Source organism: Klebsiella sp. LY, assembly GCF_004010915.1.
Lineage (GTDB): Bacteria > Pseudomonadota > Gammaproteobacteria > Enterobacterales > Enterobacteriaceae > Klebsiella > Klebsiella quasipneumoniae.
The window spans coordinates 4,695,726-4,714,970 of the sequence record NZ_CP022444.1; the positions used below are offsets into that span (position 1 = coordinate 4,695,726).

The 19,245-nt window shown below is 60.1% G+C and carries 18 protein-coding genes; 7 read left to right on the plus strand and 11 right to left on the minus strand.

Annotated elements, in window-relative coordinates; all coding sequences use genetic code 11:
* Positions 1–25: 25 nt before the first annotated feature.
* Complete coding sequence (locus CE636_RS26070) at positions 26–910, minus strand: D-hexose-6-phosphate mutarotase (protein WP_004203783.1); 885 nt, start codon at positions 908–910, stop codon at positions 26–28.
* 74 nt (positions 911–984) lie between these two features.
* Positions 985–1,980 carry a glyceraldehyde-3-phosphate dehydrogenase gene (gene gapA / locus CE636_RS26075; RefSeq protein ID WP_004203784.1) on the minus strand — a complete coding sequence of 332 codons (996 nt, stop codon included), beginning with the start codon at positions 1,978–1,980 and terminating at the stop codon, positions 985–987.
* Between the two features lie 338 nt (positions 1,981–2,318).
* Between gapA and msrB the strand changes: the two genes are divergently transcribed.
* Complete coding sequence (msrB, locus tag CE636_RS26080; RefSeq protein WP_004203786.1) at positions 2,319–2,732, plus strand: peptide-methionine (R)-S-oxide reductase MsrB; 414 nt, start codon at positions 2,319–2,321, stop codon at positions 2,730–2,732.
* A 43-nt stretch (positions 2,733–2,775) separates the two neighbouring features.
* Positions 2,776–3,054, plus strand: a complete 279-nt coding sequence (locus CE636_RS26085) for a YeaC family protein (RefSeq protein WP_004203787.1) — start codon at positions 2,776–2,778, stop codon at positions 3,052–3,054.
* Positions 3,055–3,147: 93 nt separating this feature from the next.
* Here CE636_RS26085 and yajD read toward each other — a convergent pair whose 3' ends face one another.
* The 5 genes from yajD to sppA all read right to left on the minus strand — a co-directional run bounded on the left by yajD (position 3,148) and on the right by sppA (position 8,742).
* A complete protein-coding gene (gene yajD, locus CE636_RS26090; protein ID WP_002901254.1) occupies positions 3,148–3,492 on the minus strand; it encodes an HNH nuclease YajD in 345 nt (114 codons plus the stop codon).
* Between the two features lie 163 nt (positions 3,493–3,655).
* Positions 3,656–4,909 carry a glycoside hydrolase family 18 protein gene (locus tag CE636_RS26095; protein WP_017898596.1) on the minus strand — a complete coding sequence of 418 codons (1,254 nt, stop codon included), beginning with the start codon at positions 4,907–4,909 and terminating at the stop codon, positions 3,656–3,658.
* A 170-nt stretch (positions 4,910–5,079) separates the two neighbouring features.
* Positions 5,080–5,721 carry a bifunctional nicotinamidase/pyrazinamidase gene (gene pncA, locus CE636_RS26100; RefSeq protein ID WP_017898595.1) on the minus strand — a complete coding sequence of 214 codons (642 nt, stop codon included), beginning with the start codon at positions 5,719–5,721 and terminating at the stop codon, positions 5,080–5,082.
* Between the two features lie 9 nt (positions 5,722–5,730).
* The gene (ansA, locus tag CE636_RS26105; RefSeq protein ID WP_004203791.1) at positions 5,731–6,750 is read right to left on the minus strand and encodes an asparaginase; all 1,020 of its coding nucleotides are present in this window, start codon (positions 6,748–6,750) and stop codon (positions 5,731–5,733) included.
* 138 nt (positions 6,751–6,888) lie between these two features.
* Complete coding sequence (gene sppA, locus CE636_RS26110) at positions 6,889–8,742, minus strand: signal peptide peptidase SppA (RefSeq protein ID WP_004203792.1); 1,854 nt, start codon at positions 8,740–8,742, stop codon at positions 6,889–6,891.
* A 166-nt stretch (positions 8,743–8,908) separates the two neighbouring features.
* Between sppA and CE636_RS26115 the strand changes: the two genes are divergently transcribed.
* Positions 8,909–9,460: an NAD(P)H nitroreductase gene (locus tag CE636_RS26115; protein WP_004176531.1), complete on the plus strand. Its 552-nt coding sequence runs from the start codon at positions 8,909–8,911 to the stop codon at positions 9,458–9,460.
* A gap of 586 nt (positions 9,461–10,046) precedes the next feature.
* Here CE636_RS26115 and phoC read toward each other — a convergent pair.
* Positions 10,047–10,793 (minus strand): acid phosphatase PhoC, encoded by a 747-nt coding sequence (gene phoC / locus CE636_RS26125; RefSeq protein ID WP_004203793.1) that lies wholly within the window; start codon positions 10,791–10,793, stop codon positions 10,047–10,049.
* A 225-nt stretch (positions 10,794–11,018) separates the two neighbouring features.
* Here phoC and selD point away from each other — a divergent pair, with 225 nt between their 5' ends.
* From selD to CE636_RS26140, 3 genes are all read left to right on the plus strand, one after another.
* Complete coding sequence (gene selD, locus CE636_RS26130; protein WP_004203794.1) at positions 11,019–12,062, plus strand: selenide, water dikinase SelD; 1,044 nt, start codon at positions 11,019–11,021, stop codon at positions 12,060–12,062.
* Between the two features lie 4 nt (positions 12,063–12,066).
* Positions 12,067–14,007, plus strand: coding sequence for a DNA topoisomerase III (locus tag CE636_RS29220; protein WP_004203795.1), 1,941 nt, complete (start codon positions 12,067–12,069; stop codon positions 14,005–14,007).
* Between the two features lie 175 nt (positions 14,008–14,182).
* On the plus strand, positions 14,183–15,163 hold the full coding sequence (locus CE636_RS26140; RefSeq protein WP_004203796.1) for an NAD(P)H-quinone oxidoreductase: 981 nt from the start codon (positions 14,183–14,185) through the stop codon (positions 15,161–15,163).
* Positions 15,164–15,206: 43 nt separating this feature from the next.
* Here CE636_RS26140 and gdhA read toward each other — a convergent pair whose 3' ends face one another.
* Positions 15,207–16,550: an NADP-specific glutamate dehydrogenase gene (gene gdhA / locus CE636_RS26145; protein WP_004203797.1), complete on the minus strand. Its 1,344-nt coding sequence runs from the start codon at positions 16,548–16,550 to the stop codon at positions 15,207–15,209.
* A 182-nt stretch (positions 16,551–16,732) separates the two neighbouring features.
* Positions 16,733–17,143, minus strand: coding sequence for a pyrimidine (deoxy)nucleoside triphosphate diphosphatase (locus tag CE636_RS26150; RefSeq protein ID WP_025999077.1), 411 nt, complete (start codon positions 17,141–17,143; stop codon positions 16,733–16,735).
* Between the two features lie 86 nt (positions 17,144–17,229).
* On the opposite strand from CE636_RS26150, the gene CE636_RS26155 reads away from it, so the two are divergent.
* A complete protein-coding gene (locus CE636_RS26155; protein ID WP_004203800.1) occupies positions 17,230–17,844 on the plus strand; it encodes a CDP-alcohol phosphatidyltransferase family protein in 615 nt (204 codons plus the stop codon).
* A 49-nt stretch (positions 17,845–17,893) separates the two neighbouring features.
* Here CE636_RS26155 and CE636_RS26160 read toward each other — a convergent pair whose 3' ends face one another.
* Positions 17,894–19,201: a sulfurtransferase gene (locus tag CE636_RS26160; RefSeq protein WP_004203802.1), complete on the minus strand. Its 1,308-nt coding sequence runs from the start codon at positions 19,199–19,201 to the stop codon at positions 17,894–17,896.
* Positions 19,202–19,245 lie beyond the last annotated feature (44 nt).

Below are 19,245 nucleotides of genomic sequence, written 5' to 3' on the forward strand. Positions count from 1 at the left end.
CCGTGATAAACGGGGCTTTTTGCGCTTAGCGTTTTTTCACGCTGATGGTTTGCGCCAGGCGAGACGGGGTCTCTTCACTGGCTTTCTGCGGCTGGGTCACGCAGCAGGTTTCGACGCACACGAAGGTTTTGTAGCCATCGTCCGGCATGTCGCCCATGCTGACGGACAGCGCCGGGCCCGGGTTCCAGGCCACCACGTTGTGCTGATGATGATGCACCACGTCGATAGTGCGGCTGAGCGCGTCGTCGTGGATCACGCTGCAGCCTTCGGCGTCGAGATAGACGCGGTCGGTACGATCCGGGAAGGTCTGCACGCCGTTGCTCAGAACGCCTTCTTCGGCATTTTTCACTTTATCGATATAGCGCTCGCCAAGACCGCTCACTTTCACCGCCGCGATATCGCCGACGTTGAAGTAGCTGTGCAGGGCAGAGGTGGTCTCAAATTCGCCGTGGGCTTCCAGTTCGATTTCGCAGGTCTTGCCCAGCTTGAAGCGGGCATAGAGGGTGAACTCATGCGGCCACAGCTTCATGGTTTCGGCGCTGTTCTGCAGCGCAAAGGTCAACATCACGCCGCCGTCGTCTTCATCATGGCCTTCCAGGGTCCACGGCAGGTTGCGGGCAAAGCCGTGCGACGGCAGGCCCTGCTGCGCCGATGGGCCAAACCAGGGCCAGCAAATCGGCACGCCGCCGCGCAGGGCGACGCCCTGTTTAAACGGGGTGTTGTTGCTCAGCCACAGGACTTCTTCTTCACCGGCGGGTTTCCAGGAGAGCAGATGCGCCCCCTGCAGCGCCACAGAGGCTTTCACCTGCGGATGGTCGATGACAATCAGCTCCAGGTCGTCCAGCTGGCGACGGGAGATAACGGGCGAAATGGTTTCATTCACCGGGAGAGCAAAAATTTTATTTATCATTGTGCAATCCTATCTCTGCAGACAAAAAAAAGAGCGACCGAAGTCGCTCTTACAGATTACTTTTTCATCTCAACTTATTTGGAGATGTGGGCAATCAGGTCCAGAACTTTGTTGGAGTAGCCAGTTTCGTTGTCGTACCAGGAAACCAGTTTAACGAAGTTGTCGTTCAGTGCGATACCCGCTTTAGCATCGAATACGGAAGTGCAAACTTCGCCGTTGAAGTCGGTAGAAACAACGTCGTCTTCGGTGTAACCCAGAACGCCTTTCATTGCGCCTTCAGAAGCGGCTTTGATAGCTTTCTTGATTTCTTCGTAGGACGCTGCTTTTTCCAGACGAACGGTCAGGTCAACAACGGATACGTTCGGAGTCGGAACGCGGAACGCCATACCGGTCAGTTTGCCGTTCAGTTCTGGCAGTACTTTACCTACTGCTTTAGCAGCGCCGGTAGAGGACGGGATGATGTTCTGAGCTGCGCCGCGGCCGCCGCGCCAGTCTTTGTGAGACGGGCCATCAACGGTTTTCTGGGTAGCGGTGGTAGCGTGGACGGTGGTCATCAGGCCTTCAACGATACCGAAGTTGTCGTTGATGACTTTAGCCAGCGGCGCCAGGCAGTTGGTGGTGCAGGATGCGTTGGAAACGATGTCCTGGCCAGCGTAAGTGTCGAAGTTAGCGCCGCGAACGAACATCGGGGTGTTGTCTTTGGACGGGCCAGTCAGAACGACTTTTTTCGCGCCAGCGGTGATGTGTTTACGAGCGGTTTCGTCGGTCAGGAAGATACCGGTTGCTTCAGCAACAACGTCAACACCAACTTCGTCCCACTTCAGGTTAGCCGGGTCACGTTCAGCGGTAACACGGATTTTTTTACCGTTAACGACCAGATGACCGTCTTTCACTTCAACGGTGCCGTCGAAACGACCGTGAGTGGAGTCATACTTCAGCATGTAAGCCATGTACTCTGCGTCTAACAGGTCGTTGATTGCAACGATCTCGATGTCAGAACGTTTCTGAGCAGCACGGAAAACAATGCGACCGATACGGCCAAAACCGTTGATACCTACTTTGATAGTCATATATTCCACCAGCTATTTGTTAGTGAATAAAAGGTTGCCTGTAAAATTACAAAAACCTTACGCAGCGTCAAGCGGAATCGTGTCAATCATTGCGACAAATCAATCCTGAGCAGACCTTTGCGCGATTGATTTGCCTCACTCTCCCTTTGAGCCCAATTCCATATGGGGGCTGCGCGCGGAATTTTAAAGGGCATTTAAGATAAAAACGTGATTTAAGTCACAATTATCTGGCTGCCTGTGGGCACCGGATAAGTTTAGAACAAAAGTGTACGCTTCATTGTTAATGTTTTGTTAGAATTGGGGCGAAAGTTGTCCATTGCAAAGCGAGATGTAAGCCCATGGCAAATAAACCCTCCCCGGAAGAGCTGAAAAACGGCTTGAGCGAAATGCAGTTTTACGTGACCCAACATCATGGTACCGAACCGCCTTTCACCGGACGGCTGCTGCACAACAAGAAAAATGGCGTGTATCACTGCCTGGTGTGCGATGCGCCGCTGTTCAACTCCCAGACCAAGTACGACTCTGGCTGCGGCTGGCCGAGCTTCTACGAGCCGGTAAGCGAAGAGGCCATTCGCTATCTGGACGACAGCTCCCACGGCATGCAGCGCATAGAGATCCGCTGCGGAAATTGTGATGCCCACCTCGGTCACGTGTTTCCGGATGGCCCGCAGCCGACCGGCGAGCGCTATTGTGTGAATTCGGCGTCGCTCAGCTTCACCGATGAGCAGAACGGCGAGCAGATCAAGGGTTGAAGAAACGATTCAGCAAATTATTCCAGGTGGAGATGAGCGGAAGATGGATATTGAGCAAATTATCGACAGCATGACCCCGGAAGTGTATCAGCGTCTGGCGACGGCGGTGGAGCTGGGAAAATGGCCGGATGGCGTGGCGCTGACGCCGGAGCAGAAGGAAAATAGCCTGCAGCTGGTGATGCTGTGGCAGGCCCGGTATAACACCGACGCCCAGCATATGACCATCGATACTCGCGGGCAGATGGTGATGAAGAGCAAACAGCAGCTGAAGGAAGATTTCGGTATCGTGCCGAAGCCGATCGCAACCGTGAAGCTGCAATAAACCGCTGGCCGGCGGGGAGTCGTTCCGGCGTCAGGTGATCCGGCGCCGGAAGGGTTAGCGTCTACGACCGCTCTCGACGGTCAGCCGCTTTGCTTACTTTTTGTTCATCATCGCTTTCAGGTCGGCAAACGGATTGTAGGTGGCCTCGCCGACGCTCTTTTGCGCATCTTCGCCGGCCACCACCGTGGAGCCATACTGATCGGCTTCGGTGTACTTGGAGTGTTCGTGATCGTGACAGTAGAGGCACAACATCTCCCAGTTACTGCCATCTTCCGGGTTATTGGAGTGGTCGTGATCGATATGGTGCACCGTCAGCTCGCGCAGATTGGAGTAGACAAACTCCCGCGAGCAGCGTCCGCATACCCAGGGAAAGAGCTTGAGCGCCTTTTCGCGATAACCCACTTCCAGACGTGCGTAATTTTTGGGGATATAGGCCATGGCCCCCTGCCTCCTGTCAAACGGTTAAGCTGCGCCAGCCCCTGGCGCAGCGGATAACAGGCATCATAACCTATCCCGGGCGGCGCGATATACCTGCATTGCAGGCGATGCTGCCTGCGTCACGCCGCCCGGCGGAGACGATGCGGCGGAGGAACAGCCGCGATTAGTGTTTGATCCCCAGGGATTCCGCCAGCTGGCGGGCCAACTGGTTCTGGTCATCGGCGCCATACTCCCAGAACATCGCCCCGGCGAGGCCCTTCGCCTTGATGTAGTCCGCCTTAATGGCTACCGAGCGCGGGTTCTCATAGGAGAGGGCGAACAGCGGCTTGCCCTCTGCGGACTGCACCGACAGCCACGGGACTTTCGCCTCATCGTCCCAGTGCTCGGTAAAGCGTTTCTGCGGATCGTTGAGCAATTTGCCCACGATATCATTGTATTTCACGTAGGTGTCTTTGCTCAGGTCATAGCCCAGCGAGGCAAACAGCGCGATCTGCTGTGGACCAAAATAGGGCTGGGTGACCGGGTTCTTTTGCGCATCCGCTTTACTCCAGTCAATCCCCGGCTCGACCGCCCGTTTTGGTACCCGGCCATAAAAACCAATCCCGAGGTTCATCTGGCTGGGTTTAAGCCCGGCGGCCAGGTAATTGTTGACCACAAAATCGGCGCTGTATTTATCCGCCGCGGCGACCGTCGGCCAGTGGCTGGAGTCATACAGGTTCGAGTTGAAGTACTGCGTGCCGTAGGCCATGTCGTAGGTCATCAGGTTGATGTAGTTCAGCGCCGGGGCCACCGCTTTGACATCCACCCAGCTTTTCGGGCTCTCGGCGTTGGCGCCCACGGCAATAGTAACCAGTTTCTTCGTACCAAACGCTGCGCGCAGCTCTTTTAACAGCGCGGTGAAGTTATCGCGATCGGTCGGTTGACTGGCAACCAGCCCCCACGCGCCGTTGACCGGAAACTCCCAGTCGAGGTCAATCCCATCCAGACCATATTTTTCAACAATTTCCTGCGCAGACTGAATAAACACCTTACGGGTTTCTTTGCTTGCCGCCGCGCCGGAGAAACCGCGCGCCCCCCAGCCGCCGACCGACAGCAGGACCTTGAGGTCCGGGTTCTGTTTACGCAGGGCAGGGAGCTTTTGCAGATCCGCCTGCACCTTTGGCGACAGCCAGATCTCGTGCAGATGGTCAGGATCCTTCAGGGCCGCATTGGTCTCGTCTTTTTCATCGTTATAGATAAGGCCAAACGAGTAGTTGAGATGGGTGATCTGCCGGACGTCCAGCTTGTCGATATCCCCGCCCGGCCCGGCAGTGACGTCGCCGCCGCCGTTGAAATAGCCGACGGACATCAGCGGTTGGGCAGAGAGCGCGGAAGCGCAAAGCAGGGGCAAGGCTGCCAGCAAGGGCAAACGTTTCATAGTGGTTCCTCTTTGACATAAAAAAATAACCGCGCCACGGAAATGGCGTGGCGAAAAAACAGCCTTGCCAGACTACCAGCAATAACTTGTTGAAACTGCGAGAGAGTTCAATTTATGGACGATAACGAAGCGGCAGAAGAAGACCCGGCGCGGAAGCGCCGGGTGAAGGATCAGGCGTGGGTTTCCCGCCAGTCATCAAGGGTATAGAGCGTGGCGCCTGCGGCGGCCATCTCCATAAACGCCTGGCTGCTGTCCTGCGGCTGAAGGTTCACCCCGCGGCAGCCGTCGGTAATGACGTTGACCGCGTAGCCGAGCGCCAGAGCATCCAGCACGGTGAACTTGACGCAGTAATCGGTGGCGAGGCCGAGAACGGTCAGCTCCACGATCCCCTGACCACGCAGCCAGCCGTCCAGTTCGGTTTTCTGCCGGTGACCGTTGTCAAAAAAAGCGCTGTAGCTGTCGATGACCCGGTTTTGCCCTTTGTGGAACACGACGGCGATCGCCTGCTGCTTGAGCAGGGGATGCAGCGCCGCGCCTTCGCTGTGCTGAACGCAGTGATCCGGCCAGAAAGTTTGCGCCAGGCCGTCCAGGTCGCCCACAGTGTAGGGCTCCACTTGGTGCTGGCTGGCGAAGCTGCCGTGATCCGCCGGATGCCAGTCCTGACTGGCGACGATGGGCTCGCCGCGCGCCAGGCTCCAGTCGATAAGCGCGTTGGCTACGTCGACGGTGCTGTCGCCTTCGGGAACCGCCAGCGCGCCGCCGGCGCAGAAGTCGTTCTGCAAATCAACCAGTAACAGCGCTCGATGTGCCATACGTCCTCCTTAAGCTTCGTCAGGGGTCAGTTCGCCACGCAGATTCTGCTGCATCGCCGCGCGAATGGCGTCAACGTCCAGCTGCTGGCTCAGCAGATAGTGTAGCTTGGTCAGCGTCGCTTCCACCGTCATATCGAAACCACTGATGACTCCCGCCTGGGCGAGGGCGTTGCCGGTGGCATAGCCGCCCATGTTCACTTTGCCGGACATACACTGCGTCAGATTGACCACCACAATGCCGCGCTGGCTGGCTTCCGCCAGCACCTGAATAAACTCGCCATTCTGCGGGGCATTGCCGACGCCGTAGGAGCGGAGGATCAGCGCTTTCACCGGCTGGCGCAGGAAATTACGCACCACGTCGGCGGAGATGCCGGGGTAAATCGTCACCACGCCAATCGGCTGCGGGGTGATGGGGTGGACAATCAGCTCCCCACGGCCCTGCGGCGCCGGCGGGGTACCGAGACGGCGAATATGGATCCCGGCCTCCAGCAGCGGCGCGAGGTTGGGCGAGGCGAAGGCGTCAAAGCCGTCGGCATGGGCTTTAGTGGTGCGGTTGCCGCGGAACAGTCGATTGTTGAAGAACAGCGCCACTTCGTTAATCGGATAGTTGGCGGCGACGTACAGGGCATTGAGCAGGTTGATCTGGCCGTCGGAACGCAGCTCGGCCAGCGGGATTTGTGACCCTGTCACAATCACCGGTTTGCCGAGATTTTCCAGCATGAACGACAGCGCTGAGGCGGTAAACGCCATGGTGTCGGTACCGTGGAGGATCACAAAGCCATCATACTCCGCGTAATGGCTGCGGATATCGTCGGCGATGTGCTGCCAGTCCTCGGGGGTCATATCGGATGAATCCATCAGCGGATGGTATTCATGGATCGTGAAGTCCGGCATCTCCGGACGATGGAACTCCGGCATCAGCGCCAGCTGACGCTGCAGATGGCCGGAAACGGGTACATAGCCGTGTTCGGAGCGCTGCATACCGATGGTCCCACCGGTGTAGGCAACGTAAATCGATTTTTTTTGCATAGCATCGCTTAGGTTGGTCGTAGACAGGCGCAGTATAAAGAGACGGAGGAAAAAATACAGTGTTGGCCGCTCGCTTTGTGGCGACGCTGGCAGGTGCGGAAAAAAGGCTGCCCCGTGATACGGGGCAGCCGCTGCGTATTAACGAATGTTGGCGCAGGTCAGGCAGAAGGCATAGCGGTTCTGCGGGTCGTTGAACGCCGCCAGCTTGTCGCTTTCCGCTTTCACCGTCTCGGCCGCCGCGGCCACCGGCGCAGGCAGCCAGGCCTGAATGGCGGCCGGCAGCGAGGCGCGTACCGAGCCGGTCAGGCTGTCCAGCACCATCGAGAAGAAGGTTGGCTCTTCCTGATAGTAGTTAAGGTGCCAGGTTTTCAGCTTCGCCAGCTCGGCGGCCTTGGCCACCGCGTCGTCAAAATCGCCGAGGCTGTCGACAAGACCGTTGGCTTTGGCATCTTCCCCGGTCCAGACGTGGCCCTGGGCTATCTGGTCGATTTTCTCCGGCGTGCTCTTACGGGCGTTAGCCACCAGGGTGATAAAGCGCTGATAGCCGTTCTCAATGCTCAACTGCATCAGCTGCTGCACTTCCGGCGGCAGCGCTTTGGTGCTGGAGATATCCGCCAGCGGCGACGTGGCGACGCCGTCGGTGTGGACGCCAATCGACCCGAGGGTATTTTCCACGGTGTTGATCACCCCAAAGATGCCAATGGAGCCGGTGAGGGTGCTTGGGTTCGCCACGATGTAATCCGCGGGGGTGGAGATCCAGTAGCCGCCGGACGCCGCCATGCCGCCCATTGAAACGACCACCGGTTTACCCGCGGCTTTGGCTGCCGCCAGCTCTTCACGAATGATTTCCGAGGCGGTCACGCTGCCGCCAGGGCTGTTCACGCGAAGAACGATGGCCTTAATTTTCGGGTCGAGGCGCGCATCGCGAATTTGCGCTGCGGTGGTGTCGCCGCCGACGTTGCCCGGGGTCTCCTCGCCGTCCATGATGGCGCCGTTGGCGAAGATCACCGCGATAGCGGAACCCTGGTCAGACGGCGTCTTCACGTTGTAGTCGTAATAGCTAATCGCCCGATAATTGTTATCCGCTTTGCTCCAGCCAAACTGTTTGGTCAGCGCTTTTTCCACTTCCGTGGAGGTCGCCAGCTCATCCACCAGCTTATTGTCCAGCGCATATTTCGCCGTATCGCCGCCCACTTTACGCAGGCCATCGATAATGCCCTGGGCGCCCGGGAAGAGCTGCTGGGCGGTGATCTGCCGGTTGGCGGCAATGGTGTTGAGGTAGTTCTGCCACAGTTCGCCAATCCAGCGGCTGTCCGCTTCGCGGGCGGCAGGGGACATGTCATCGCGAATGAAAGGCTCGACGGCGGATTTATAGGTGCCGACGCGGAAGACATGGGTGGAGACTTTCAGCTTATCCAGCAGCGACTTGTAATACAGCCCGTTGGTGGCGAAGCCGTGGAGGTCTACCTCGCCCTGCGGCGAGAGCCAGATTTTGTTGGCAAAGCTCGCCAGGTAGTACTGGCCCTGGCTGTAGCTGCTGCCGACGGCATAGACCGGTTTGCCGCTGTCGCGGAATTCGCGCAGCGCTTTACCGATGTACTGCATGGACGGCTGATCGCCGCCGACGAAGTTTTTCAGATCCAGCACAATACCGGTGATATTACGATCATCCTTCGCCTGACGGATGGTCTGCACGATATCGAACAGAGAATTCTCCTGCAAACGGTCCGAGCTGGCACCAAACAGCTGGCGGCCTATCACGCCGAGTTTGCTGCTGGCGGAAGGTTTATCCACCACCACGCCGGTAATATCCAGGAGCAGCGCGCCGCGCGCGGCATGTTCGCTGGTGGTGCTGCTGAATTGGCTCCAGATGCCGATACACACCAGCACCAGTACCAGGAAGATCGCATTGAGGGCCAGTTTGCGAATAAAGTTGAGTATCCGCCACGTCCATTTAAAAAAGCTGGCAATCAGTCGCCAAAGGGTTCGCATGTCTTCTCCCTAACGTTATCTAAAAATGGGCAGGCCGCAGGGGCCGCCGCGTCTGGCTATCCTAAAGAGTGAGCCGTCGGTTGTCAGCAGGAATCACCGACCGCGCTGTAACAAAATCCTTGTGCATGTTAATTTTATGAAAAATGACATCACAGGAGTTATACAGATGGATGCTCTCGACCTACTGCTTAATCGCCGCAGCGCTTCCCGCCTGGCGGAACCGGCCCCGGCCGGCGAACAGCTGGAAAACATTCTGCGCGCCGGGCTGCGCGCCCCGGATCATGGCACCCTGCAGCCGTGGCGCTTTTTCATTATCGCCGATGACGGCCGCGAACGCTTCAGTCAGTTGCTGGAAAAGGGGGCCAGGGAGGCCGGTCAGGATGAGAAGGGCATAGAGAAAGCCCGAAATGCGCCGTTCCGCGCGCCGCTAATCATTACCGTCGTGGCGCGTTGTGAAGACCACCCGAAGGTGCCGCGCTGGGAGCAGGAGATGTCCGCTGGCTGCGCGGTGATGGCGATGCAGATGGCGGCCCTGGCTCAAGGATTCAACGGCATCTGGCGCAGCGGAGCATTGACCGAGAGCCCGGTGGTGCGCGCCGGCTTCGAGTGCCGCGAGCAGGATAAAATCGTCGGTTTCCTCTATCTGGGCACGCCGCAGCTGAAAGCCTCAACCACCATTGCCCTGCCGGATACCGCGCCGTTTGTGACGCGATTCTGAGTCAGCGGGTGTTATGCCGGGCTGCGGCTTGCGCCTTACCCGGCCAACGCATCCGGCTCTGACTGTCTGTAGGCCCGCGCAAGCGCAGCGCCGCCGGGCAAGGACAGCGGGTACGGAGCCGATTTTGTGCCGGGTGGCGGCTGTCGCCTTACCCGGCCTACGTTCGTACGACCTGTCGTTAACTTATTCACTTTTCTTGCTGAAACTGCCGGTGCTGGCCGGAGCCCGGGGGTACAGGGGGCGGCGGCGACTGGCCGCCCCCTGTGCGCTCCCGGCGCCATGAGTGACATAACGCAGACGATTAACCGGGAGCGCAAACTACGCTGAAGCCACAGATAACATAAACAACCACACTGCAGTGCTTCCCCTCACCCTGGCCCTCTCCCGGAGGGAGAGGGAACCGTCCGGCTGGCCGCGCAAGCGCAGCGCCGCCGGGCGACGGCAGCAAGCTCGGAGCCGCATCTATGCCGGGCGGCGGCTGGCGCCTGACCCGGCCTTCAAACCCTACCCTTCGAATCAATCGCGGTTTTTGTCGCCCGGACAAGGCGCGCCAGGCGCCGTATCCGGGAGTTCAACGGTGATGACGTTACTTCTGCGTTTTGGCGAATTCGTCTTTGGCTTTCTGCAATTGCTGCTGGAAGGCCGGGTTGGTGTGCAGCGTGGCGACCACCGCGGAGCCGACGATGCGCGCCGCATCGACATCGCTCTGCCAGTGATAGCCGCAGATCACCCGGCTCTCGCCAAGCTCATAGCCGCGCTTCAAAATTTCGTTCTGCCGCTGCGGGTTGATCTCCGCCAGCACCAGGGCGGTGGCCCAGCCGATGGAGGTATGCCCGGACGGGTAAGAGCCGTTTTTCGCCAGCTTGTCCTGCTCGGTGGTGTTGCAGGTGGAGACGCCGTAGAAGGCAAACGGCCGAATGCGCATATACTTCTCTTTCGCGCCGCGGGTCGCCAGATCGCCGGCGTCTTCAATCATATTGGTCAGCAGCTTATGGAGCTGCGGCGCGTCTTTTTCGGTGATCGGCGAACCAAAGGCGCTGGAGAAGGCGTTAGCCACGCCGCCCGCGCTGAGGTTGGCATCCTCTGCCGCCAGCTTCCCGCGCTCGGTGTTGCGCAGCAGGCGCCCCTGCTCATACATCGCCTGATCGTTTAAGAACGCAATACTGCCCACCGCCGGCGGCGGCGGCAACAGCGCCAGGCTGTCGATGGCCTGGGCATTGGTCAGATAGTAGAGATCGGGCTTGGTGGTGACATCGTTACCGGGGGGAACCAGTGCGAAGGCGTTAACGGAGAAAAAACTGGCCAGGCAAAGGGCAAGAACACGCTTTTTCATTAGAATTTCCTTACGTCATAATCATTCCAGAGAAGACAGTCCTGTGTTGTTACATTTCTGTCATCTTTAAGTAAAAGTGAAAATGGTCGGGAAAAAATTGCCGCGTCTCGCAAAAACGGCTTTTTGTCTGCTTAATGAGCAACCATACGCGATTTCAGACTGTCGTACTTACCACCCTGGCGTTTGGGCGCTAACATAGCGGGATTGCAATGACAGGAGATGTCCATGAGCGAGCAAGCCATTCGTTTAACGCAATACAGCCACGGAGCCGGTTGTGGTTGTAAAATTTCCCCGAAAGTGCTGGAAACCATCCTGCATAGCGAGCAGGCGAAGTTCGTCGACCCGAACCTGCTTGTCGGCAACGAAACCAGCGATGATGCCGCCGTTTACGATCTCGGTAATGGCACGTCAATCGTCAGCACCACCGACTTTTTTATGCCGATTGTCGATAATCCGTTCGACTTTGGCCGCATTGCCGCCACCAACGCCATCAGCGATATTTTCGCCATGGGCGGGAAACCGATTATGGCGATTGCCATTCTCGGCTGGCCGATCAACACCCTGGCGCCGGAAATCGCCCGCGAAGTGGTGGAGGGCGGGCGCTTTGCCTGTCAGCAGGCGGGGATCGCGCTGGCGGGCGGCCACTCCATTGACGCCCCGGAGCCGATCTTCGGTCTGGCGGTCACCGGCGTGGTGCCCACCGAGCGCATCAAGAAAAACAGCACCGCGCAGGCGGGCTGCAAACTGTATCTCACCAAACCGCTGGGGATCGGCGTGCTGACCACCGCAGAGAAAAAATCGCTGCTCAAGCCGGAGCATCACGGGCTGGCGACGGAGACCATGTGCCAGATGAACCTCGCCGGCGCCGCGTTTGCCGCTATCGACGGGGTGAAGGCGATGACCGACGTCACCGGCTTTGGCCTGCTCGGCCACCTCAGCGAAGTGTGCCGCGGAGCCGGCGTGCAGGCGCAACTGCGCTATGCCGATATCCCGAAACTGCCGGGGGTGGAGGAGTATATCGCCGCCGGCGCGGTGCCGGGCGGCACCGGGCGCAACTTTGCCAGCTACGGCCATCTGATGGGCGAGATGCCGACGGAGTGGCGCGATCTGCTCTGCGACCCGCAGACCTCCGGCGGTCTACTGCTGGCGGTGACCCCGGAGGCGGAGGCGGAAGTGCAGGCTGCCGCAGCGGAGTTCGGTATTAAGCTGGCCGCCATCGGCGAGCTGGTGACCGCCCGCGGCGGACGACCCATGATCGAGATCCGTTGATTCGATGCGGTTGTTTATTGCAGAAAAACCGAGTCTCGGTCGGGCTATCGCCGATGTGTTGCCTAAACCGCATCGCAAAGGCGATGGCTTTATTGAGTGCGGCAACGGGCAGGTGGTCACCTGGTGTATCGGTCACCTGCTGGAGCAGGCGCAGCCGGACGTCTATGACAGCCGCTATGCCCGCTGGAATCTCACCGATCTGCCGATTGTGCCGGAGAAATGGCAGCTGCAGCCAAAACCTTCGGTCACCAAACAGCTGAATGTCATCAAGCGCCTGCTCGGCGAGGCCGAGGAGGTTATCCACGCCGGCGACCCCGACCGTGAGGGGCAGCTGCTGGTGGATGAGGTACTCGACTACCTGCAGCTGGCGCCGGAGAAGCGTCAGCAGGTGCAGCGCTGTCTGATAAACGATCTCAACCCGCAGGCGGTTGAGCGGGCGATCAACCGCCTGCGCGCTAACAGCGAGTTTGTGCCGCTTTGCGTGTCGGCGCTGGCGCGGGCGCGCGCCGACTGGTTGTACGGCATCAATATGACCCGGGCCTATACCCTGCTGGGGCGCAACGCCGGCTATCAGGGGGTGCTCTCCGTGGGGCGGGTGCAGACCCCGGTGCTCGGCCTGGTGGTGCGCCGCGATGAAGAGATTGAAAACTTCGTCGCCAAAGACTTCTTCGATGTCAAAGCGCATATCGTCACGCCGCAGGAGGAGCGCTTTGTCGCGACCTGGGTGCCGAGCGAAGCCTGCGAACCTTACCAGGATGAAGAAGGGCGCCTGCTGCATCGTCCGCTGGCCGAGCACGTGGTTAAGCGTATTGAAGGCCAGCCGGCGCTGGTGACCGGCTATAACGATAAGCGCGATTCCGAACCCGCGCCGCTGCCGTTTTCGCTGTCGGCGCTGCAGATTGAGGCGGCCAAACGTTTCGGCTTCAGCGCGCAAAACGTGCTGGATATCTGCCAGAAGCTGTATGAAACCCACAAGCTCATCACCTATCCGCGCTCGGACAGCCGCTATCTGCCGGAAGAACATTTCGCCGGCCGCCATGCGGTGCTGAATGCGATTGCCGTCCATGCGGCGGATCTGCTGCCGCAGCCGGTGGTGGATCCGGAGATCCGCAACCGCTGCTGGGATGATAAAAAGGTCGACGCGCACCATGCGATTATCCCGACCGCCCGCAGCAGCCAGGTCAAACTCACCGATAACGAAGCGAAGGTCTACACCCTGATCGCCCGCCAGTATCTGATGCAGTTCTGCCCGGACGCGGTGTTCCGTAAATGCCAGATTGACCTCGAGATCGCCAACGGTAAGTTTGTCGCCAAAGCGCGTTTTCTGGCCGAGGCGGGCTGGCGGACGCTGCTTGGCAGCAAAGAGCGCGATGAAGAGAACGACGGCACGCCGCTGCCGGTGGTGGCCAAAGGCGATGAACTGCTGTGCGAGAGGGGCGAAGTGGTGGAGCGCCAGACGCAGCCGCCGCGCCACTTTACCGACGCCACGCTGCTGTCGGCGATGACCGGGATTGCCCGCTTCGTGCAGGATAAAGATCTGAAGAAGATCCTCCGCGCTACTGACGGCCTCGGCACCGAAGCAACCCGCGCCGGGATTATCGAGCTGCTGTTTAAGCGCGGTTTCCTGACTAAAAAAGGGCGCTATATCCACTCCTCGGAGGCCGGAAGGGCGCTGATTCATTCCCTGCCGGAGATGGCCGGTCGACCGGACATGACCGCCCACTGGGAGTCGGTATTGACGCAAATCAGCGAGAAACAGTGCCGCTATCAGGACTTTATGCAGCCGCTGGTGGGCACGCTGTATCAGCTAATCGAGCAGGCGCGCAGCACGCCGGTGCGCCAGTTCCGCGGTCTGGTGGCGCCGGGCGGGGCGAAAAAATCGTTCAGTAAAGGCAAAGCGAAAGGCAAAAAAGCGGCAGAGGATGCCGCGCCGCCGCCGCAATAACCTGCCCGGCGGCCGTGAGGAGGCCATTCCCCACGGCCGCCGTTTCTCCGCCAGACTGGTCAATGGTCTACACTAAACAGCCGGGAAGGGGGGGACGATCGCCCCGCAGAACGGGGGCGCCCATTGCCCTTCCCGATGCCTTGCTTAATTCTCTCACAGGCGATAAGGAGGACCCGTGAAATATATCGCTATCAGCCAACCGGGTGGCCCGGAGGTTTTACAGATCCGCGAAGGTGAGATCCCCACTATCGGGGAGCATGAGGTGCTCATCGAGGTGAAAGCGGCGGGCGTCAACCGGCCGGATATTTTGCAGCGCCAGGGTCTGTATCCCATGCCTGAGGGGGTTACCCCCGTGCCCGGCCTCGAGGTGGCGGGCGTGGTCGTGAAGGTTGGTGCGCAGGTCGCGGCCTTTGCCCCCGGGGATCGCGTCTGCGCGCTGACCAACGGCGGCGGGTATGCCGAATACTGCGCCGTCCCGGCAGGCCAGACGCTGCCGATCCCGGCGGGCCTCAGCTTTAGCGAAGCGGCCGCCATTCCGGAAACCTTCTTCACGGTGTGGGCGAACGTTTTCCAGCTCGGTAAGCTGCAGCCCGGCGAGAGCATTCTGATCCACGGCGGCGCCAGCGGGATTGGCACCACCGCGATCCTGTTGTGTCACGCGCTGGGGATGACCGTCTATGCCACCGTCGGTCAGGACGAAAAAATTGCCGCGCTGCGGCCCTACGCCACGGCGATCAACTACAAAACCGAAGATTTCGCTGAGAAAATTCATCAGCTGACCAACGATGAAGGGGTGGATGTCATTCTGGATATCGTGGGCGGCCCTTACTTTAACCGCAACCTGGGGCTGCTGAAAAAGGACGGGCGGCTGGTCATCATCGGCTTTATGGGCGGGCGAATGGCCCATGAGGTCGACATTCAGACCCTGATGCTCAAGCGGGCCACCGTCACCGGCTCCACCATGCGCGGCCGGACGGCGGCGGAGAAACAGGAGATTGCCGAGGCGCTGCGGCGCCACGTCTGGCCGCTGCTTGAGGCTGGGAAATGCAAGCCGATGATCTACGCCAGCTACCCGATGGCGGAAATTGCCGAGGCGCATGCCTGTCTGGACAGTGGTCAGCATCTGGGGAAAGTGGTGATCACGATGTCATCGTGAGAGACATCCCGGCGGGCAGCCGCCGGGATGGCGTGAGGGGAGGTTAAATCACGCCCTGGGCCAGCATGGCGTCCGCCACCTTGACGAAACCAGCGATATTGGCGCCGCGCACGTAGTTGGTCTGCTTCGCTTCACCGCCGTACTGCACGCAGGCGTGGTGGATATCCAGCATGATGTGATGCAGACGGGCATCCACTTTTTCCGCTTTCCAGCCCATGCGCGCGGCGTTCTGCGCCATCTCCAGACCGGACGTCGCCACGCCGCCGGCGTTGGCCGCTTTGCCCGGGGCAAACAGCACGCCAGCTTCAAGGAACAGATCGGTCGCGGCGATGGTGGTTGGCATGTTGGCGCCTTCCGCCACGGCCTTCACACCGTTGGCAATCAGCTGGCGAGCGGCGTCGGCATCCAGTTCGTTCTGGGTGGCGCAAGGCAGAGCGATATCCACCGGCACTGACCACGGCTGCTGGCCTTCGAGATAGGTGAGGCCAAATTCGCGGGCGTAGTCGGCCACCCGGCCGTGGGCACGCTCTTTGATGTCGATCAGGCGGGCCAGTTTTTCTTTGGTGAAGCCCGCTTCGTCAACGACGGTGCCGTTGGAGTCGGAGGCGGTGACCACCCGCGCGCCAAGCTCCATCGCTTTCTCAATGGCGTATTGCGCGACGTTGCCGGAGCCGGAAACCGCCACGCGAGCGCCTTCGAAGCCGAGGCCGTGACGTTTGAGCATCGCTTCGGTGAAGTAGATCAGGCCGTAACCGGTGGCTTCCGGACGGATCAAGCTGCCGCCGAAGGAGAGGCCTTTACCGGTGAAGACGCAGGCGCTGTTGTTGGAGAGCTTACGCATCATTCCGGCCATAAAGCCGACCTCGCGGCCGCCGACGCCGATATCGCCCGCCGGTACGTCGGTATCCGGGCCCAGATGGCGATAAAGCTCGGTCATCAGCGCCTGGCAGAAGCGCATCACTTCGCCATCGCTCTTGCCTTTAGGATCGAAATCGCTGCCGCCTTTCCCGCCGCCCATCGGCAGCGTGGTCAGGGCGTTTTTGAAGGTCTGCTCGAAGCCAAGGAATTTGAGAATCGACAGGTTTACCGACGGGTGGAAGCGCATTCCGCCCTTATACGGGCCGATGGCCGAGTTGAACTGCACGCGCCACGCGCGGTTGACCTGGACCTGATTGCGGTCGTCCACCCACACCACGCGGAACTGGATCACGCGCTCCGGTTCCACCAGACGTTCCAGCAAAGCAAGCTGACGATAGCGCGGATTTTCCTCAAGGAAAGGCCACAGGGTGGTCATGACCTCCCGGACGGCTTGAGCAAATTCGGTTTGATGGGGATCGCGCTGTTGAACGCGGGTGAGAAAGCCTTCCAGAGTGCACGTCTGATCCATAGATATAAGTTCCCCTTATGGTTGTGGTTGCATGTATTTATTATGATTCGGTCCTTGAAAAAACCGATTTTCCGACTATAACACCGCTAATCCTTAGGCAAGCAAGGAAAAATTAAGCCGTCAGCAAAATTTATAATTGCCCGCCCGTCATAACTAAAAACGATGACGAGGCGGCGAGCGGATCAGCGGAGGGAAAGGGACGGGCGCCGGGCGATAAAGGCGTGCAGGAGGGGGATATCGGCCGGGGCGAGATCGAGGGTTAAGGCGTCGGCAGGAAGGCACCAGCGCAGCTGGCTGTGATAGTGGGCCAGCGGCACGCCCTGAAAATCCGGCACCCACCAGGCGTGCAGATGGATCTGACGACCGGAGACTTCCCGCTGATGGCTGGCGATATAGCATGCCGGGTGGGCGATGATGCCCATTTCCTCCTGCAGTTCCCGGGTCAGCGCCTGCGGTTGGCTTTCACCTGGCTCCACTTTGCCGCCGGCGAACTCCCACATTCCCGGCTGGTCGGCGTGGGGCGGGCGCTGCGCCAGCAGAATTTTGCCATCCTGTTCAATAATGGCGGCGACAACTTCAATCATTTTTAGCATAAGCATCAACGTTAATAAGGCCAAACTGGCCTATTATCACCGCCATAGACCTTCACTGACAACCGCCAACTCTGCTGGAGATCCTCGTGCTTGATAGCCACCTGCATCCTCGCCTCAAACCCCTCCTTAACGCTGTCGCCGGCGCGCTTGACCGCCCGGGTATTTCACCAGACAGGCTGACGCTGCTCGGTTTTGCCATCGGCGTGCTGGCTCTGCCATTTCTGGCATTAGGGTGGTATGGCGCGGCGCTGGCGGCCATTCTTCTCAACCGCCTGCTGGACGGCCTGGACGGCGCCCTGGCGCGGCGGCGCGGGCTGAGCGACGCCGGCGGTTTTCTCGATATCTCACTGGATTTTCTCTTCTATGCCCTGGTGCCGTTCGGTTTTATCCTGGCGGATCCGCAGAATAACGCCCTGGCGGGCGGCTGGCTGCTGTTTGCCTTTATCGGCACCGGCAGCAGCTTTCTCGCCTTTGCCGCGCTGGCGGCAAAGCACCAGATCGCCAATCCCGGCTATGCCCATAAATCGCTGCACTACCTCGGGGGGCTGACGGAGGGGACGGAAACCATCCTGCTGTTTGTCCTCAGCTGCCTGTTTCCGGCACATTTTGCCTGGCTGGCGTGGCTGTTTGGCGCGCTATGCTGGCTGACGACGGCGACGCGTATCGCCAGCGGCTACCAGACCTTAAAGCGGGTGGCGTGAGCGGGAAAGCGCGCGTCGCCGGCTGGTGGCGACGCGCTGGTGGGGGGGGTTACTGACTGCTTTCCGGGCCGCGCTCGCCGCGGGCGACCGGATTGTGCGGGTTGCTGCTCCATTCGTACCAGCCGCCGTCATAGACAGCGACGTGCGGCCAGCCCATGGCCCGGGCATACATGAAGGTTTCCGAGGCCCGCCAGCCGGTCCCGCAATAGAACGCCACCTGCTGGTTCGGCAGGATGTTCCACTGGCGCCACAGGGCAGCGATATCGTCGGCGCTGCGCATGGTGCCGTCCGGGTTATGGAAGTCTTCCATGTGCGTGGAGTCGCTTCCGGCATGGCCCCAGCGGGCGCCGGCGATATCGCCCTTCGGTTTGATATAGCTGTAGCCGCTGGTGGTGCCGATAAACTCCGGCCACGAGCGGACGCTGACCAGCGAGGCGTCCTGACGGTGGAGCAGGCCGCGGGCCTGCTCGGTATCCAGCATCAGCTGCGGCTGGCCGGGGATCGGCGCGCCAAAATCTGGCGCCGGCTGCGGCGTCGGCGGCATGCCGCGCTCCACCGGCAGACCGGCGTCGGACCAGGTCTGCCAGCCGCCGTCCAGCAGGCGCACGTCTTTGACGCCGGCGTACAGCATGATCTGCGCCACACGCGCCGCGGCGTAAACGTCGCGACCGTAGAGGATCACCGTGGTGTCATGGCGGATGCCGTGCTTCGCCAGCATCGCCTTCAGCTGCGCATCGGACACTTTATTCCACAGCGGTTCGCTCTCCACCTCATTGGTATCGATATAGCCCGCGCCCGGGATATGGCTCAGCAGATAGAGCTTCGGCGCCCCCCAGGCGGCCTCAACTACTTTCCAGTCGCCAGCCGGGGCGGCGGCCACGCTTTTCCCTTGCTGCAGGTCGTGCAGCCATTGCGGATAAACCAGCTGTTCAAAGTGCGGCAGCTTTTGCAGACGGTCTCCCTGGCTCAGGGCGTCGCTCAGGGTGTTGAGCCGGGTGAAGCCCGCTTGTTTCAGTCGCGCCGCGACGCTGGCGTTATCCTCAGGACTGCCGTACAGCGCAAGGGGGGTATCGGCCTGGAGCTGGTGCTGCTTAGCCCAGCCGCGGAGCTGCTCGTCGCTCATGGCGCCGAGCCAGCGGGCGGAAAGATTCAGCGCCTGCGGCTCATGCCCTTCCGGGCCGTTGGCGCGCTGCGGCCAGCCGTTGTAATAAGCGCTCAGGCGGGTGTCGATGGCCACGCCGTGCTGCTGTTGCAGGTGGGAAAGAGTGAGCGCTGGCATGGTTTCAGCGGCGAAGGTGGTGGAAGCAGCAAGCCCCATGAACAGGGCGAGTGCGGTCAATTGAGAAACACGTTTCATCGAAATGCCCGACGGTAAAAAGTGGAGGGCGTATTCTCCGCTTG

Excerpts from the sequence above, each read along its gene's own strand:
- CE636_RS26070 (WP_004203783.1), bottom strand. The coding sequence starts at position 910 with ATGATAAATAAAATTTTTGCTCTCCCGGTGAATGAAACCATTTCGCCC.
- gapA (WP_004203784.1), bottom strand. The coding sequence starts at position 1,980 with ATGACTATCAAAGTAGGTATCAACGGTTTTGGCCGTATCGGTCGCATT.
- msrB (WP_004203786.1), top strand. The coding sequence starts at position 2,319 with ATGGCAAATAAACCCTCCCCGGAAGAGCTGAAAAACGGCTTGAGCGAA.
- CE636_RS26085 (WP_004203787.1), top strand. The coding sequence starts at position 2,776 with ATGGATATTGAGCAAATTATCGACAGCATGACCCCGGAAGTGTATCAG.
- yajD (WP_002901254.1), bottom strand. The coding sequence starts at position 3,492 with ATGGCCTATATCCCCAAAAATTACGCACGTCTGGAAGTGGGTTATCGC.
- CE636_RS26095 (WP_017898596.1), bottom strand. The coding sequence starts at position 4,909 with ATGAAACGTTTGCCCTTGCTGGCAGCCTTGCCCCTGCTTTGCGCTTCC.
- pncA (WP_017898595.1), bottom strand. The coding sequence starts at position 5,721 with ATGGCACATCGAGCGCTGTTACTGGTTGATTTGCAGAACGACTTCTGC.
- ansA (WP_004203791.1), bottom strand. The coding sequence starts at position 6,750 with ATGCAAAAAAAATCGATTTACGTTGCCTACACCGGTGGGACCATCGGT.
- sppA (WP_004203792.1), bottom strand. The coding sequence starts at position 8,742 with ATGCGAACCCTTTGGCGACTGATTGCCAGCTTTTTTAAATGGACGTGG.
- CE636_RS26115 (WP_004176531.1), top strand. The coding sequence starts at position 8,909 with ATGGATGCTCTCGACCTACTGCTTAATCGCCGCAGCGCTTCCCGCCTG.
- phoC (WP_004203793.1), bottom strand. The coding sequence starts at position 10,793 with ATGAAAAAGCGTGTTCTTGCCCTTTGCCTGGCCAGTTTTTTCTCCGTT.
- selD (WP_004203794.1), top strand. The coding sequence starts at position 11,019 with ATGAGCGAGCAAGCCATTCGTTTAACGCAATACAGCCACGGAGCCGGT.
- CE636_RS29220 (WP_004203795.1), top strand. The coding sequence starts at position 12,067 with ATGCGGTTGTTTATTGCAGAAAAACCGAGTCTCGGTCGGGCTATCGCC.
- gdhA (WP_004203797.1), bottom strand. The coding sequence starts at position 16,550 with ATGGATCAGACGTGCACTCTGGAAGGCTTTCTCACCCGCGTTCAACAG.
- CE636_RS26150 (WP_025999077.1), bottom strand. The coding sequence starts at position 17,143 with ATGCTAAAAATGATTGAAGTTGTCGCCGCCATTATTGAACAGGATGGC.
- CE636_RS26160 (WP_004203802.1), bottom strand. The coding sequence starts at position 19,201 with ATGAAACGTGTTTCTCAATTGACCGCACTCGCCCTGTTCATGGGGCTT.